The organism is Gynuella sp., from assembly GCF_050297175.1.
Lineage (GTDB): Bacteria > Pseudomonadota > Gammaproteobacteria > Pseudomonadales > Natronospirillaceae > Gynuella.
The window spans coordinates 39,567-53,853 of the sequence record NZ_JBNKSF010000024.1 but is presented as its reverse complement, the minus strand read 5'-3'; the positions used below and the strand labels follow the sequence as shown (position 1 = coordinate 53,853).

At 47.4% G+C, this 14,287-nt stretch carries 13 protein-coding genes; 7 read left to right on the top strand and 6 right to left on the bottom strand.

Annotation, left to right across the window (positions count from 1 at the left end; all coding sequences use genetic code 11):
- The 4 genes from ACQY6I_RS08920 to ACQY6I_RS08905 all read left to right on the top strand — a co-directional run.
- Nucleotides 1–1,072 (top strand): leucine-rich repeat domain-containing protein (locus tag ACQY6I_RS08920; protein ID WP_428241131.1); only part of this gene is annotated, 1,072 nt, incomplete at its 5' end.
- A 49-nt stretch (nucleotides 1,073–1,121) separates the two neighbouring features.
- On the top strand, nucleotides 1,122–1,559 hold the full coding sequence (locus ACQY6I_RS08915; RefSeq protein WP_428241130.1) for a hypothetical protein: 438 nt from the start codon (nucleotides 1,122–1,124) through the stop codon (nucleotides 1,557–1,559).
- A 1-nt stretch (nucleotide 1,560) separates the two neighbouring features.
- The gene (locus ACQY6I_RS08910; protein ID WP_428241129.1) at nucleotides 1,561–2,157 is read left to right on the top strand and encodes a hypothetical protein; all 597 of its coding nucleotides are present in this window, start codon (nucleotides 1,561–1,563) and stop codon (nucleotides 2,155–2,157) included.
- Nucleotides 2,158–2,742 (top strand): hypothetical protein, encoded by a 585-nt coding sequence (locus ACQY6I_RS08905; RefSeq protein WP_428241128.1) that lies wholly within the window; start codon nucleotides 2,158–2,160, stop codon nucleotides 2,740–2,742. It abuts the gene before it with no gap.
- Nucleotides 2,743–3,562: 820 nt separating this feature from the next.
- Here the strand turns inward: ACQY6I_RS08905 and ACQY6I_RS08900 are convergent.
- From ACQY6I_RS08900 to ACQY6I_RS08890, 3 genes are all read right to left on the bottom strand, one after another.
- On the bottom strand, nucleotides 3,563–5,080 hold the full coding sequence (locus tag ACQY6I_RS08900) for an ankyrin repeat domain-containing protein (RefSeq protein WP_428241127.1): 1,518 nt from the start codon (nucleotides 5,078–5,080) through the stop codon (nucleotides 3,563–3,565).
- A gap of 511 nt (nucleotides 5,081–5,591) precedes the next feature.
- Nucleotides 5,592–6,116, bottom strand: a complete 525-nt coding sequence (locus ACQY6I_RS08895; protein ID WP_428241126.1) for a GNAT family N-acetyltransferase — start codon at nucleotides 6,114–6,116, stop codon at nucleotides 5,592–5,594.
- A 9-nt stretch (nucleotides 6,117–6,125) separates the two neighbouring features.
- A complete protein-coding gene (locus ACQY6I_RS08890) occupies nucleotides 6,126–6,743 on the bottom strand; it encodes an NUDIX hydrolase (RefSeq protein WP_428241125.1) in 618 nt (205 codons plus the stop codon).
- Nucleotides 6,744–6,869: 126 nt separating this feature from the next.
- Here ACQY6I_RS08890 and ACQY6I_RS08885 point away from each other — a divergent pair, with 126 nt between their 5' ends.
- The 3 genes from ACQY6I_RS08885 to ACQY6I_RS08875 are packed head-to-tail and all read left to right on the top strand — an operon-like array spanning nucleotide 6,870 to nucleotide 8,994.
- Nucleotides 6,870–7,808 carry a lactate/malate family dehydrogenase gene (locus ACQY6I_RS08885; RefSeq protein ID WP_428241124.1) on the top strand — a complete coding sequence of 313 codons (939 nt, stop codon included), beginning with the start codon at nucleotides 6,870–6,872 and terminating at the stop codon, nucleotides 7,806–7,808.
- A gap of 2 nt (nucleotides 7,809–7,810) precedes the next feature.
- The gene (locus ACQY6I_RS08880; protein WP_428241123.1) at nucleotides 7,811–8,509 is read left to right on the top strand and encodes an aspartate/glutamate racemase family protein; all 699 of its coding nucleotides are present in this window, start codon (nucleotides 7,811–7,813) and stop codon (nucleotides 8,507–8,509) included.
- Nucleotides 8,506–8,994: a GNAT family N-acetyltransferase gene (locus tag ACQY6I_RS08875; RefSeq protein ID WP_428241122.1), complete on the top strand. Its 489-nt coding sequence runs from the start codon at nucleotides 8,506–8,508 to the stop codon at nucleotides 8,992–8,994. The genes ACQY6I_RS08880 and ACQY6I_RS08875 overlap by 4 nt, the downstream gene beginning before the upstream one ends.
- A gap of 172 nt (nucleotides 8,995–9,166) precedes the next feature.
- Here ACQY6I_RS08875 and ACQY6I_RS08870 read toward each other — a convergent pair whose 3' ends face one another.
- The 3 genes from ACQY6I_RS08870 to ACQY6I_RS08860 are packed head-to-tail and all read right to left on the bottom strand — an operon-like array spanning nucleotide 9,167 to nucleotide 14,287.
- Nucleotides 9,167–10,747 (bottom strand): hypothetical protein, encoded by a 1,581-nt coding sequence (locus ACQY6I_RS08870; RefSeq protein WP_428241121.1) that lies wholly within the window; start codon nucleotides 10,745–10,747, stop codon nucleotides 9,167–9,169.
- 37 nt (nucleotides 10,748–10,784) lie between these two features.
- Entirely contained in the window at nucleotides 10,785–12,653 is a 1,869-nt protein-coding gene (locus tag ACQY6I_RS08865) for a hypothetical protein (RefSeq protein WP_428241120.1), read from the bottom strand.
- Nucleotides 12,650–14,287: a hypothetical protein gene (locus tag ACQY6I_RS08860; RefSeq protein WP_428241119.1), complete on the bottom strand. Its 1,638-nt coding sequence runs from the start codon at nucleotides 14,285–14,287 to the stop codon at nucleotides 12,650–12,652. Before ACQY6I_RS08860 ends, ACQY6I_RS08865 begins: the two co-directional genes overlap by 4 nt.

The following is a 14,287-nucleotide window of genomic DNA, read 5'->3' as shown; positions in this document are numbered from 1 at the left end:
GACTTTTCCCACCTGGAATAAGGATGGGCACTTAATCAATATCGACATTGAGTCAGTAACACCCAATGATTTATCCCTAATCAGCCGCCTTCAAGAACTACACTCGATACGTCTGGAAGGATACGCCGAGACCGACCACCTCGACTTAGACCTGCTGTCTGCTGATCTACCCTTATGGACTGCCACATTCTATCGCACCAAACTCACCCATCCTCAGCGCCTCTGTGATTATCAGGCACTGCAATATCTTGAAATCAACGCGGCCAGAGTTATTGGCGATATCGAATTAAAAGGCTGTGTTAAACAGATGGTCGATCTGGTCATGAATACTGCAGACATCGATACCCTGACCATCCAGGATCTGCCCGAACTGGTATACCTCTACCTCGGTGACAGCCGTTTCAAACAACTGAACATTGATGGCAGCAGTCTGCCTAAGCTGCAAAGCCTGACGTTATCCGGTGCCGATATTCCCGCCGATGTTAATCGCATTCAATTACCGGAGGGACTATTACAGCTGTACCTGGAAAACGTCACCGATGAGGATTTCAGCAAACTTAAACTACCCAAAAGCCTGCAATACCTGAATCTGCGTAAAGCAAAACTGAAGGACTATGGTTTTATTGCTGGAGCGATTAATTTAACCGCATTGGTACTGGACGATAGTACGTTTACACAATGGCCTCTGCTGGGTGGACTGACAAAGCTGAGACATCTGCGAATTGGTGGCACATCCATTAAAAACGATGACTTAAAGATCATTGCACAACTCACTCAATTGATGTCACTAAACTTAGCCAGAACACCCTTAACAACTGCAAAGCCATTATCAACACTGATTAACCTTAATGACTTAAACCTGTACCAAAGCAAGATTAGAGATCTCAACGAAATTCCGTTTATACCAAATATTTCCGCACTCGGCTTACCTGATGACTCACATTATGAGCATCCGGAGTTATACCCACAACATATCCAAAACATGCTAAAAACAGAGGGCTATGAAGGCTCCTTGGCCTGTAACCATTTAAAACCCTGCGAACAACCACCCTGGTATTTTGACAGCCCCTGAACCCGATTTTTTTTTGCAAACTGGAAGATTACACACTCAAGGAGAAAACATGACAATCGAACAAAACTATTACCTCGCCCTGCCCTGGAGAGTCGCATATGCCTGTCTCGCGGCCCTCTCTCTGCTGGTAGGCATTGGCATTTTGTTTACCGGAATATCATTCTGGTCGGCGACACCGTGTTTATTAGGGATATTGGCCGGTGGCCGTTTTTTAGTGGGCAGCAAAGGCGAACCGGTCATTTACATTGCTGATAACGGAATCACCTATAGCACCGGCCCAATACACAGCCCACATTTTATTGCCGCCTCCGACATGGCCAAAGTGACCAGGCACAAACGCGGAGTTGAAGTGCATCTGTCAAACCAAACCTCAGTCATGATTGCGACCAGCCTGCTCTCCAGCACCGACAAAACCAACGCCACAGAAGCGATACTGACATGGTTTGCTGCCTTACAAACACAAGCGCCCAATACTCAGGAGCGCTAAGATGAAAGCGTTCGCTCAATGGATTGTCACGCTAACAGTACTGGCACTGTTCGCAATGATAGTGAGCCTGTTTGCCACGTTTCTGGCGCTGACTGAAAGTTATTCCATTCGTGAGGTTGCGTGGCCGACGGCATCTTATGGTGCGCTATTGGCCGGCCTGCTACTCGGCTCGGCCATAGTGATTCTGACCTATGGGCAATGGCGCATTATCCCACCTCAAAGTCGCCCCATGCCCCCTGCACTGGTAGCTTTGATGGTCGTCTTGCCCATCGTGAATCTGTTTGCTCTGCCTATCTATCTTATGCATTGGGTGAGCACTCTGGAACGGGGACTGAACAGCCGCAGCGAACCTGCCATGCTGTTTGCCACACGTTTGTACCGGGCCTATCTCTGGCAATGCGTACTGGTGCCGGCAATAGCATTTCTGTTGTTTACACAAACATTAACCCACTCTATTCAGCAACCGATACGTGATATCTTCATGTTGCTCATGATTCCCACACTCCCCCTGATAGTGTGGTTTACAGGCAGCTTTATTCGCAATCTCATTAAACTGGCAGGAGCACTCGATCCACTGGAGCAGTTAATACGCTCATAAATGGAATCACCGCCCGAAAACACATCGGATAAAATAAAGATCGTTCAGCATCAGGATAACTCTTATATCAGGACAATCGCTGGTGCTGTTATGACGATCTTTTTCAATAAAAGTGATTTTCAAAGGTTGCTGGAGAATTATTTTTGGGGGAATGGGAAATGGTGTTTGTTTTGGGATGCAGACAATGAAAGAAGGAGTATCTCTGACAGAATTCGGATCGCACGGAGAATAATCGGAGACGATAACTTAGTACAAAAATACGAAATGGAATTTCAAGCATTCAAACTGAACCCTTTTGTGATTACCCCTTCAGGCAATCCTTTCTTTAACAGCTCTGCTCAATACCAGAATATCCTCCGCTATGTGGTTCAGTTCATGTCATCTGGCCGCAATGCCGTCGCTGAAAAGGACTGGGAAGGCCGTAAAGGTTGGTATTTATTTGAAGACAAAAAACCGAATGATTTTGATGAACAATTACAGACTGTGTTGCAATACCTCAAAAACGAAAAAATTAATGAGCAAGCTGAGGCTTTGGCAAAGGAGTGGGGGTATTTGAAACCTGATTCATCCAATAGTGCGTTTTAATGAACACGAAGGTATCTCCGACAGCCCCTGAACCAGTAGTTACCAACCATTTGGAAGGTACAACACTTAAGGAAGAGGCATGGCCAAACAAAATTCTCGCTACTTTGACTTACTCCGGCGACTCTTATTTACAGCTCCGGTCATTATGTTTTATTTGCCGGGTTACTTTCCAATACATTATAAAAACTATACAGGCTTTGATAGTTTTTATTCACTGTGTGGCTAGAGCGGAATTTCAGTTTATCTAGTGCCTGTTCTGTTAATATTTTTACTGCAAATAATAAACTTCAAAAAACAACGATATCACAGATCAGCCAGCCTGATTCTTTATCTTCTTTGCAGGGTTATTCAATGTTGTCATCACAACATGCTATCAATCCAGACAATAAAGAAACTGAAGTGTTTCAGGACAATCAAGAGATACCATACAAAAACACTTCAGTTTATTGAGAATCGCCGAGCGGTTTTTTTTGTTACGGCAACGCCTGTACGAGGCATAAGTCAGTCATTATTTCCAAAAAAGGTTTACGCTTTAATAACATCAAGCCATTGCGAAATAGTCACGTCATACTATCCAATACATAGGGGATCTCTGAAAAGTAGGAATAGTTTTGATGCAGGTAAGGAAGCACCACTCGCAACACCGTAATTTACTGGCGTAAATGAGGATGTGAGACTGGGGCTAACAACGTCCTGCACGAAAATAGGCCATTTTCCGGAGGTTCCATAATTATCACTCTCACTGAATGCATTATATCTATTGGATGATTCCATATTTGACCAACGACCTCTTGGTGATTCGCTACTTTCTCAATGAGTTTTATTTAAGTGCCTTCTGCAAAACTTTTTTCAACAAGGGTCTTTTGTTTCTCTCAGCCATATCCAAAGCACTTTCACCGCTACAGTCTCGCGTGCGAACATTTACTCCGGCATCGATAAACAGCTGCGCCAATTCTGCTATCTGCTTCGATGTTTTGTCATCCTGCATCATAATATCACTGGCCAAAACCAATAAGGGAGTTGAGTTACAGAACCTGCTTTTTTTCGTAACATCGGCATGGTGCTCTACCAACCACTTGGCAATATCGTATTGAGAACGATCCAATGCATACAACAATGGAGTAACCCCATTGTCGCGGGCAGCGTCTATATCCGCTCCTCCTTTGTGTAATTCGGTCATCGTCAGTGGCCAGGAAATCATCGCCGCAAGGTAAAATGGGGAGACGTGATTACGGGTATAGACATTCGGATTGGCACCGGCTTTAATCAACGTGCGTACAATGAGCGCCTGCTCTTCATCCGTCCCGTTGTAATAGTAGCGACTCCAGTCATAGTTAATCGCATAATGAAGAGCGGTCCAGCCTGATTTCGAAACTGCATTAACATCCAGCCCCTGGGCAATCAGTTCCTGTACCAGTTTCAATCGTCCGGCATAAGCTGCCTGCATCAACGTCGTTTCACCGTATTTGTTAATACTCTGGTAACTCACACCTTTAGAGAGCAAAGGCTCTATCAATTCCGGAAGCTGTTCTATCGCCAAAAACAACAGGTCTGTTAAGTCTGCTTCGTTGTATTGAGTATTCGGTTCTTGTTGAAGTAAATACTGCGCGATTAATGGACGCTTATAATCTATCGCCAACCATAAGATATCCTGGTCATCTGAGGTGCGGGCACTCATCTCTGCTCCAGCTTTAATCAGTGACTGCAACATACTCAGCCTTTGTGATTCATGGTATTCGTTATCATCAGCGTTATATATGAGTCGATGTATCGGCAGATCGACTTCGTTTACGGTCATGTTTGGATCAGCACCAGCCGCAAGCAGATCGTTAAACAGAACCATGTTTTCACCATCGATGGCCATCAATAACGGTGTTAAATGATCTCTGTTCACAACATTCAGATTGGCACCAGACTCCATTAATAAACGGGTTATGTCGGCATTGTCGTGAGCAATTGCATAAGTGATAGGATAGCGATGATTATTGGGTATATTCGGATCTGCACCGGCGTTGAGGAGATTTTTTACCGCCACTAAATCCTCTGTCATGACAGCCAGAAACAGTGGCGTTGCGCCAGATGAATCCGGCGAATTGAGATTTACGGTGTTTTTCAACAAGTATTCAAGCAGCTGATTGTCTTTCTCAATTACGGCATAGTGCAGTGGTGTTCTGCCAGACTCCAAAGTCACCTGTGTTCTGTCGAGAACGCCATCCTGTTTTTCCAGAATTTTGTAATCCCTGTCTTTCAAGGCTTGTATATAGACCTCTGGATCAGGCGTTGTGCACGCAGTCATTATACTGACTAAAAGCAGCGTAAGTGTGAGTCGTTGTATCATTCGAACCTCCTGTTGTGTTCTTTGTCCATAGCGGCAGTGGTATTTGAAGTGAATATTCCCGGCATTGCGATATTGACCAGAAAAACTACCATGCATATGGTCTGGTTTATGATTTAGAAGCGGGAAAATATAGAAGATCAGTCATTGATCATTATTGATTCACAATCCTTTGTTTTTTAAATGATGGGGCGAGCGCATTATGCGCAGAAACATGAGTTGCTACAGCAATCATTAGCACGGTAATACCAAACCTCCCTATCCATGCGCGTATCTTAATGGCTGAATTCAAACAGGGGCTGGAATATCTATTTACATACCAGGCTAACAGCGAAAGAATACAACCAACATGCACCCGATTGAAGTAAAGATGGTGCAGTAAACTGCCAACTCTCTCTCATTATCTGACAGAAAGTGTAGTGACTGGATATTTTCCACAGATTAGCGGTACGGCAAAACTCACGTTCACAATTAAACGCCTTCTGTTAGTTTGGATAATCAGCAGGTATCTGGTTTACTCGTCCGGAAAAACTGTCGGAGATTGATCCAACATCTGACCGTTAGCTTGCGCCACCATTAACCAATAGTGTCCGCGGGTTTCCCGAAATTGAAATCCACATTTGCGATAAAGAGCGATAGCCGGGTTTTGTGGATGTACGGTCAGCGATACCTGTTGATACCCATGTTGCCATGCAGCCTCTAACGCCGCCATCATCATTGGTCGCCCCACTCCCCGGCGTTGAAAGGATGGCTCCAGGGCAATACCCAGCTGGGGTGTCTGTTGGTCCACATAGGCTAATCCCACTCCTTCAGGCAACAGTCTCATCCAACAGGCACCAGCATCCTGGCCGGACACAATAGCAACCACACCAACATCTCCGGGCATACCCCAATGCTCGGCATAAATACTGACACCAGGATCCTGCAATACCGAACGTGGGCGCAGCCCTGCTGGCGGCGGATCCCATAGGGCGATGTGCAGCCAGCTCCATAGTCGATCCTGATCCTCGAGCATCAACGGACGGAATTCAATCGACATGTCAGCGCCCTAATCCACTGTGACCGGCAGAGACTCACGCGCATGCGTAAAGATCATCTGAATATCCTCCGGTAACACCCGGCTGCGCGATAAAGGCGGCAACTGGTCAGCTTCGAAAAAGCCGATTTCGGAGATTTCGGTATTGATGGCCGGCTTCCCTGAAACCAGTTGGCAGATAAAAAACAGCTTGTAGATATGAAATGGAAATACCGGCTCATAGGGATGAACCGCCCGGTCTCGGATGGCCACCAGGCGTGGCTGTTCAACCACATAGCCCGATTCCTCCAACACTTCACGCATCACTCCCTGGGAAGGGGTTTCACTGACGTCAGCCCAACCACCCGGCAGGGTCCAGCAGTTATCCTCACGCTCTCTGACCAGCAGAATTTTGTTATCCTGAATCACACCGGCACGTAAGTCGATCTTTGGAGTTGGATACCCGGTTTCAGGCATAAACAGGTTTTGAACCTGCTCGACCGGTGCCCCGCTCAACAGCGAAAACATTTGGTGAGAGATATCGGCAATGCTGTCAAAACGCTCCAAATCATACGGGTCTTTGGAATAAGCTTTACCCGCCTGGCTCAAGGCCTGCAACTGTTTTACCCACTCTATCCATGGATTCGTCATGTCAGTTTCCGGTTCATTTACAAGCGTTCACACTACCACCTTCATCCTCAAAACAGCAATGATGGTTGAGTCCAGCGGACAACCGTTCAATACTTCACACTCTCATCTCATCAGGGGACAGTAACTATGAAGATTGGCATTATCGGCGCGGGTATGGTCGGTACCAGTATCTGCGATTACGTACTTACCCTGGGCAGCTGCAGGGAGCTGGTACTGCTCGACCGCAACGAAGACAGGGCACGTGGTGAGCTGATGGATTTTGGCCACACCAACGCGCTGACGTTCAGTAAAAATACCGCCCTGAAATCCGGCAGCAACTATGCCCTGCTCGCGGATGCCGAAGTGGTGGTGATCACCGCCGGCCAGCAGATCAAACCCGGGCAGTCTCGCCTGGAGCTGGCGGAGGTCAACTCGCGGATTTGTGTCGACATCGCCCGCCAGATTTATCAGTACTCGCCCAATGCTATCCTGATTGTGGTCACCAACCCCTGCGACATTGCTGCATATTCCATCATTGCCAATACACCTTTCCAGCCGCATCAGGTGATCAGCAGCGGTTGTATTATCGACACCGCCAGGCTGATGAAGCTGGTCAGCGACCGGGTGGGCGTCGATCCGAAGAATATCTTTGGCTACATACTCGGCGAACACGGCAGTCACTGTTTTATGCCCTGGAGCCTGGTCAGCGTGGCAGGCCAGCCCATCGATTATTTCTGTCAACAGAATGGCATCGATAACATCCAGCCCGATCAACTGTTGGAAGAGGTACGTCAGGCCGGTTACGAAATCTTCCGCCTCAAGCAAAACACCAGTCACGGCATTGCTGCGAGCGTTTTTCGAATCATTCAGGCCATTGAAATCAATGAACACTCCGTGCTGCCAGTTGGGGTCATGCCACAGGGAGAATATGGCCTGCACGATGTGGTGTTGAGTTTGCCGGCGGTGGTGAACCGCAACGGGATTGAGAAGATCCTGATTCATCCGTTTACCTCAGAGGAACAGGCAACCTTATCGACAATCGCCACCGCACTCAGTGAAACCTTAACCAACATTGGACCACTGTAACCATGCAAACCATTGGCATTCTGGGTGGTATGAGCTGGGAAAGTACCGCCACTTACTATCGCATCATCAACGAAGCGGTGCGTCAGCATCTGGGTGGATTACATTCCGCGGCGATTATCCTCAATAGTGTGGATTTTGCTGTGATTGAAACGCTGCAACAGGCAGGCAACTGGCAACAGGCTGGAGAACTCCTGTCCTCTGCAGCACAAAGCATAGAAGCTGCCGGTGCGGACTTTCTGATCATCGCCACAAATACCATGCATAAAGTGGCTGAGCAGATTGAACAGAACATTCAGATTCCCCTGCTGCATATTGCCGACGCCACCGGTACAGTATTGCGTACTGAAAACATCCAACGGGTCGGCCTGCTGGGCACGGCATTTACCATGGAACAGACGTTTTACCGCCAACGCCTGACAGACCGTTATGGTATTGAAGTGATAACGCCCAATCAGCAGGATCGCCAGATCGTACATGACATTATTTACCAGGAACTCTGTCTTGGAGAGATCAATCAGGCATCAAAGCAGCAGTACTTACGCATTATCGATGACCTGACTGCCCGAGGGGCAAATGGCGTAATTTTGGGCTGTACAGAAATCGGTATGCTGGTGCACCAGAGTGATACCGGTGCTCGTTTGTTTGACACCACTCACATTCATGCACTGCAGGCAGTGGAAAAAGCGATAGGTAATATATGACAACCAAACATTCAATTAACCCCATATCAACGACCGATGACGCAGCCATCGCTGCAATTATCCGCCAGGTCGGACAGGAATTCGGAGCCATTGGCGAGGGCTATGGTCCATCTGACGACGAGGTTTCAGCCATGAGCCTTCACTACCAGGACCAATACCACAGCCGTTATTTTGTGGCCCGCCAGGAAAAAACCATCATCGGTGGCGGAGGTATAGCCGCGCTCAACAACAGCACCGACATCTGCGAACTCAAAAAATTGTTTATCCTGCCACAGGGGCGCGGTTTAGGGCTCGGCAGAGCAATTGTCGAACACTGTCTGGACTATGCCAGACAAGCCGGCTACCGACGCTGTTATTTGGACACCCTGACGAATATGACAGCCGCAATCGCGCTTTATCAAAAAATGGGGTTCGAACGATTGGATTCACCTTTGGCCGAGAGCCTTCATAACGGTTGCGATGTCTGGATGCTTAAAGATTTATAAGAAACCTCTGAAAAATGGCCTATTTTTCAGAGGCCCCATAGCTTTCGAGAGTTGAGGAAATTTTTTATATTAATCGACAAACGACGTGCCGAAACATAAGTTGATCCGTCCAAGATCATTTGATTGACAGCCACCCGACAAATGCCGGGCAGCTGCCACCGGGCATCACGCGTTAATACAGTGAAAAACTGTCCCAGTTTTCACAGGCTTCGGGAAAATCAACACACACCGGCAATTCTCCATTGCGCATCGGATCCATCAGCCAGGGGGTATCTGCATCGACCTTACGGTCTTTGAGGGACTGCAATGCTTCAGAACGGCTGATATCGTTGGTGTCGGCCAGGTATTCTATATAGGCAATACCGATACCACTGATAAAAGAGGTTTTCATCGATGACATTGGACCCGCATTGGTACCATCCTCACCATATAGAATGGGATAATGTCCAAACGAAGGCAAATCAGCATAATTTTCACGCCAGCCTGTATTAAAGTAACCATCTAGACAACCTTTGATTTCCAGCTGGGATGGTTTGACCAGATCGTCATAACCATTTGTGTAACTGACACCTTCAGATGGCAATACTGGCAGGCTGCCATCATTCAGATAGCTTTGAGTCAGATAACCGGTTCGGAAACGATTATCGATGTCCATGCAGTCAGAATAATATTCAGATTCGGGATCCTGCCCGTCTTCTGAGGTGGTTATCCGATACCCTGCGCCATTTGGACCGGCCTGAACCAGAATGACCTGTTCAGCCAGTCCTTCCAGAATATGGCTATATGCCTGCTGTAACCGAAGAACATCCTGGGTTTCATAGTTTTGCAGCCGACAAACACCGATTAACTTATCCTTAAAGTCCTGCTTGATTAAACCCGCAGATAAATTGACGTAATCAATATGATGACGCTCGATGATATCGGTCAACATCCCTATTGTGTAATCTACATATCTATCCATGACGGTATCATTCAGACTGCATAACACTTCATCGGGAAATACAATTTTCCCAAATGAGTCAAGCGTAACGAACTCAGCTGCCGGAATATAATCCGCCAGCAGATTTAAGGTCAGACTGCCATGAGTATCACCGTTAAAATCAGTCGGTAACTTTGCAAACCGGGCTCTGTCCAACTCGCGCGTTAACTCTGTGGAGGGCACAAAGGCATCGGTTTTTCCCAGAATTTCCGCACGAACCTGATAACGAGCTTTCGAGGTTTCAATAGTAGCTGTCGTATGCTGATAACCGACCCGCAGCATATTATCCTGAGTCTCAAATACCCAGTCATACATCGCAAGCATACGCTGAGGATAACGCAGAGCGGCTGGCGCTACACCAGAATCGATCAGTAATACTTTTGGGTTGGAGAGTTCGGCCCCGGAATTTGCCTGACGGGAGGTTGTTTCGTTATTAACCGCTTTTTGTGATGATGACCAACTTACCTCTCCAGTATTTTCCACATCAGGGAACAAAACCTTCTGAATGGAGTACGTCTCTGTGCCACAAAGATCGGCATTTTCCATACCGGCTGGATTATCGTTACAGTCGGGCAACGTATCCAGAAAATCATGAATTTGTGCAACTACAACCCGAACACCCGGAAGGTATTTATCTCCCTCATTGGAATACTCCAGCGTGGGTTTGGTCGGGTTATCATCTGGGGGAGGGATGATAATGATATCGTCATCATCCGCGCTATCGCAGCCATTCAATAACAGCATAGTGGCCAATGCCAGGAATAATCGTTTCATGTTTACTTCCATCTCGTACATTTTTTGTTGATTCTGATTACAACAGGCTTTTGGCTTTTAACCTGACAGCCTCTGCCGGATCCTGCTCAGCGACACTGGTGAGCAAGGGCCTGATCCATCCATATTTTTCCTTCGCGAGTGCCAGATTTCCCAGTAAGACCGATCTCAATTCTTCCGACTGGCTGGTCTTCAGTATCTCTGACTGCGATTTTAATGACGTCTCGCTGACTTCTCGGAAGCTCAACTCAATCGCCACGGCCAACTGTTCAGTTTCATTGTGCGAGGTATGGAGCGAACTTATATAAATATCTTCAACCGCCCTACCCGGCACCTGCCGTAATGCCAGATAAGCCGCCATTTTAAGCGCCGGGCGATCACCCTCAAGATAAGGTCTAACCAACTCAAGATTATGCTCTGCTGCAAAATTGGAAATGACATGCAGCGCATTTATGATTTCCCGTTCAGACTTGGCCTTTTGAAGATCCGCAACCGCATATTCGTAGTTATTCTGATAGCGTTCAGGCTGCTGTGCCTTCGTGGTCGCAGACATATTAGCCAATGCAAGCTTGGCAAGTTGAGGAATCTCACCCGTATTATGTTCGATTAACCGATAGAGTATTTCATCCACAGCGACTGTCGAATCAGTCGATAGTCCTACCTGCCCCAGCAGGTAGCGTCTGGCACTTAGTTGATCATGCTTTGTTGCACTGTTTGCCAGCGCTTCAACGGCCAGGGTGTTTCCGCTCTGTGCCAATGCCATGGCCACAGGCGCAAACGACACATCATCGGGCTGATGTTGTAGCAGCCACTGACCCGCAACACTGATGGTTTCCGGCTGTAAACGAAACAATGCCCGCAGTTTTAAAAACATATCCGCCATCTGGTCCTGAGACATATAGGCAAAACGGTCCTGCAAGGTATCCCAATTATCCGTACCCAAAGCTTTTTGCTGAGTAAGGCGATCATTTCGCTCGATAGAAATATCAGAGGAAAGGTTATCGGTATAAACCTTGCCAAATGCCAGAGCGCTGTCCGGTATTGTCAGCAACTGATCTGACTTATTCAGTGCAAATACGGTTTGAGTCGTCGATAATGTTTTCGTCTGATCTTTGAAGATAAAGGTATAGCGACTGTTGATTGACTGCAGATATTGCTGATGAAAAATGTATTCTGCCACACTATCATCAGACACCGTCACAAAAGGATGATCATCACGATAGGCTACCGACGGTGCCTTTTTCGGATAACGCCGATATTTACGGACAATGACATCCGGCCGGGTAGCACTGACCTTATACTGGACTTCAGACATGCCATTGATATCCATTTCTTCGGTCTGCCAGGTCATCCCTTCACCTTTGGTAAACCGGCTCCAGTTCAGAATATCTTTTACCAGGTGCAGACTCATGGTGTCATATTCGCCAGTGGTGAACTCCTCGATCTGGAAGTCTTCTGTCAAAGAAACCAGTACGGCCAAACCACCCTGCATCAGGGCTTCAGGCCGGGCAACTCTGGTAAACATACCCTGGCCGTTCTGAGAAAATTGTGCGGGTGAAAAATACCAGATCTGCTGATACCCGGAACGATAGGGTTCACAACTAACGGTCACACTGCCTGATGCTTCCAGAATCAGTTCATTCGACTGGGAATCCTGCATCTGGTCAAAATACTGTCCATGACTCGAATACTGATAATCATAGGTTGCCGGATCACTCTGACACAACGTCAGACCCATTGGCATTTGTCCGTTTTCGGAAACCGATGACTGACCATCTGACGGTGCTTTATCCGGATGTGTCATTGCGACCGACGCTCCTGAGTTCCTCTCCTCCGCAAAGGAGAGGTACAGGAAAGCGCCGGTAACAGCAGCAATCAAAACTGTTGCTGTAACCAGCGTCTTTTTCATAGCTCAATCCATTCGCTCATTAACTGCCAATATTCATCAATATTTGCTCGAGTTGTCTCCGAAGCGGAAACAACTTGACCGGCAACCTGAGGAATATTTCGAGAATCATTCTGATTCAACATGTTATAAACCGACTGTGCCAGGTAGTGAGCTTGCTGAGCGACATCCATCTCAGCCTGCTCGATCGCCGCCTCCCGATTGACGATATCCACCTCTGCAATGTCTTCAATGGAAAGATCTCCGTGAGCGACCAGACCATAACGGTTGTAAACAGCGGAATAGTCAAACAACGTTCCCTGGTTATGATATCCGGTCCAGCTGAAGAATGAGTGACGCCACTCTTTTTTCTTGAGCCTGAACGGATTTTTCCAGGTTGGACTTGGGTACTTGACCCAGGCAAATGCGTAGATATCACCACTCAGCAGATTCAAATCTGACAAAGCGGCTATTTGGAAGCGAATCTGCGGTTCCTCTACCCACTCAAACTGACCGCTGCCCTGTAAAGTCAGGCTATAGTGCGCAATCGTTAACTGACCACCCACACCTGCACCACCAATCCAGACATCAACACCTACCTGAGCCCAGGCATCCAGTGCTGCCCATGGGCCTGTCCAGGCACCGACCTGTAGTGCATACAACTCGAATCCCCAACGATACCCAACCTCACCGGACATACCCAACTCCGCGCTCATGGGAATCGGTCCGACCGCGAATCGGTATTTGACGGACTTGGTGATACCATCCTTGATCGAATCCTCGTAACGCAATGAACCGTATTCAACCAGCGGCTTATTCCAGGTAATCTTTCCATCCAAAGCACTGGCGGTAAAATCCACCTTCATAGGACCAGTACCCGGTGAACGGCCATGCAGTTTTACGGTAGCAATATTACCGGTCCACTGTCCTGCCAGGCTGCCATCCACTTTCACTCCGGCTTCGGCAACGGCCTCCACTTTGTTGGCACCAAATTTATAATATGGAAATATGCCTACCGAAAAGCCTTTCATGGAGCCAGTATAGAATGTGTGAGTCTTTTCTTTACTGAACTCAATAGGCTTGGGCTCAAAGGTTACCGTTGGCGCAGTGTATTTAGGTACTTCCGGCAAATACACTTCGTAGTCTTCATCATCAGCCATAGCATAAAGGTCATCCCAGGAAGGAGTCTGTTGCTCATAAGCCGCTTTAATGAGGTCCCATTTTTCCTTCCAGCTGAGATCATCCATCATATTGCCTGGATGCTCTTCCCGAATCTGCTCATCTATCAGTCCGGCCTGGTCCTGTAACGACTCAAAACAATAATTCAACTGAGAAATGGTCGGGGTGCCGTCCTTGCGTAACGAATATCCCCAGGCATTCAGGGAAGATTCGGTGTCATCCAGTTCGTCCAAATATTCCAGAGCATTGACGGTTTTGGTCGATCCATCTTCGAGGGTTAACTCAATGGTATCGTTGTAATCGTAGGGTAGATTGGTTTCCGGGTTGGTTCTGGAAAATGGTACAAAGGAAATGGCTGGCAGACGATTCTCAATTATGTCGTCATCGCTACAATTCGACGCCGCCCATGACAAAGCCGGCACCATTGTTCCTGCAGCAATCGCCAACGCGATAACTGTTTTCTTTATCCGGTGTTTCAT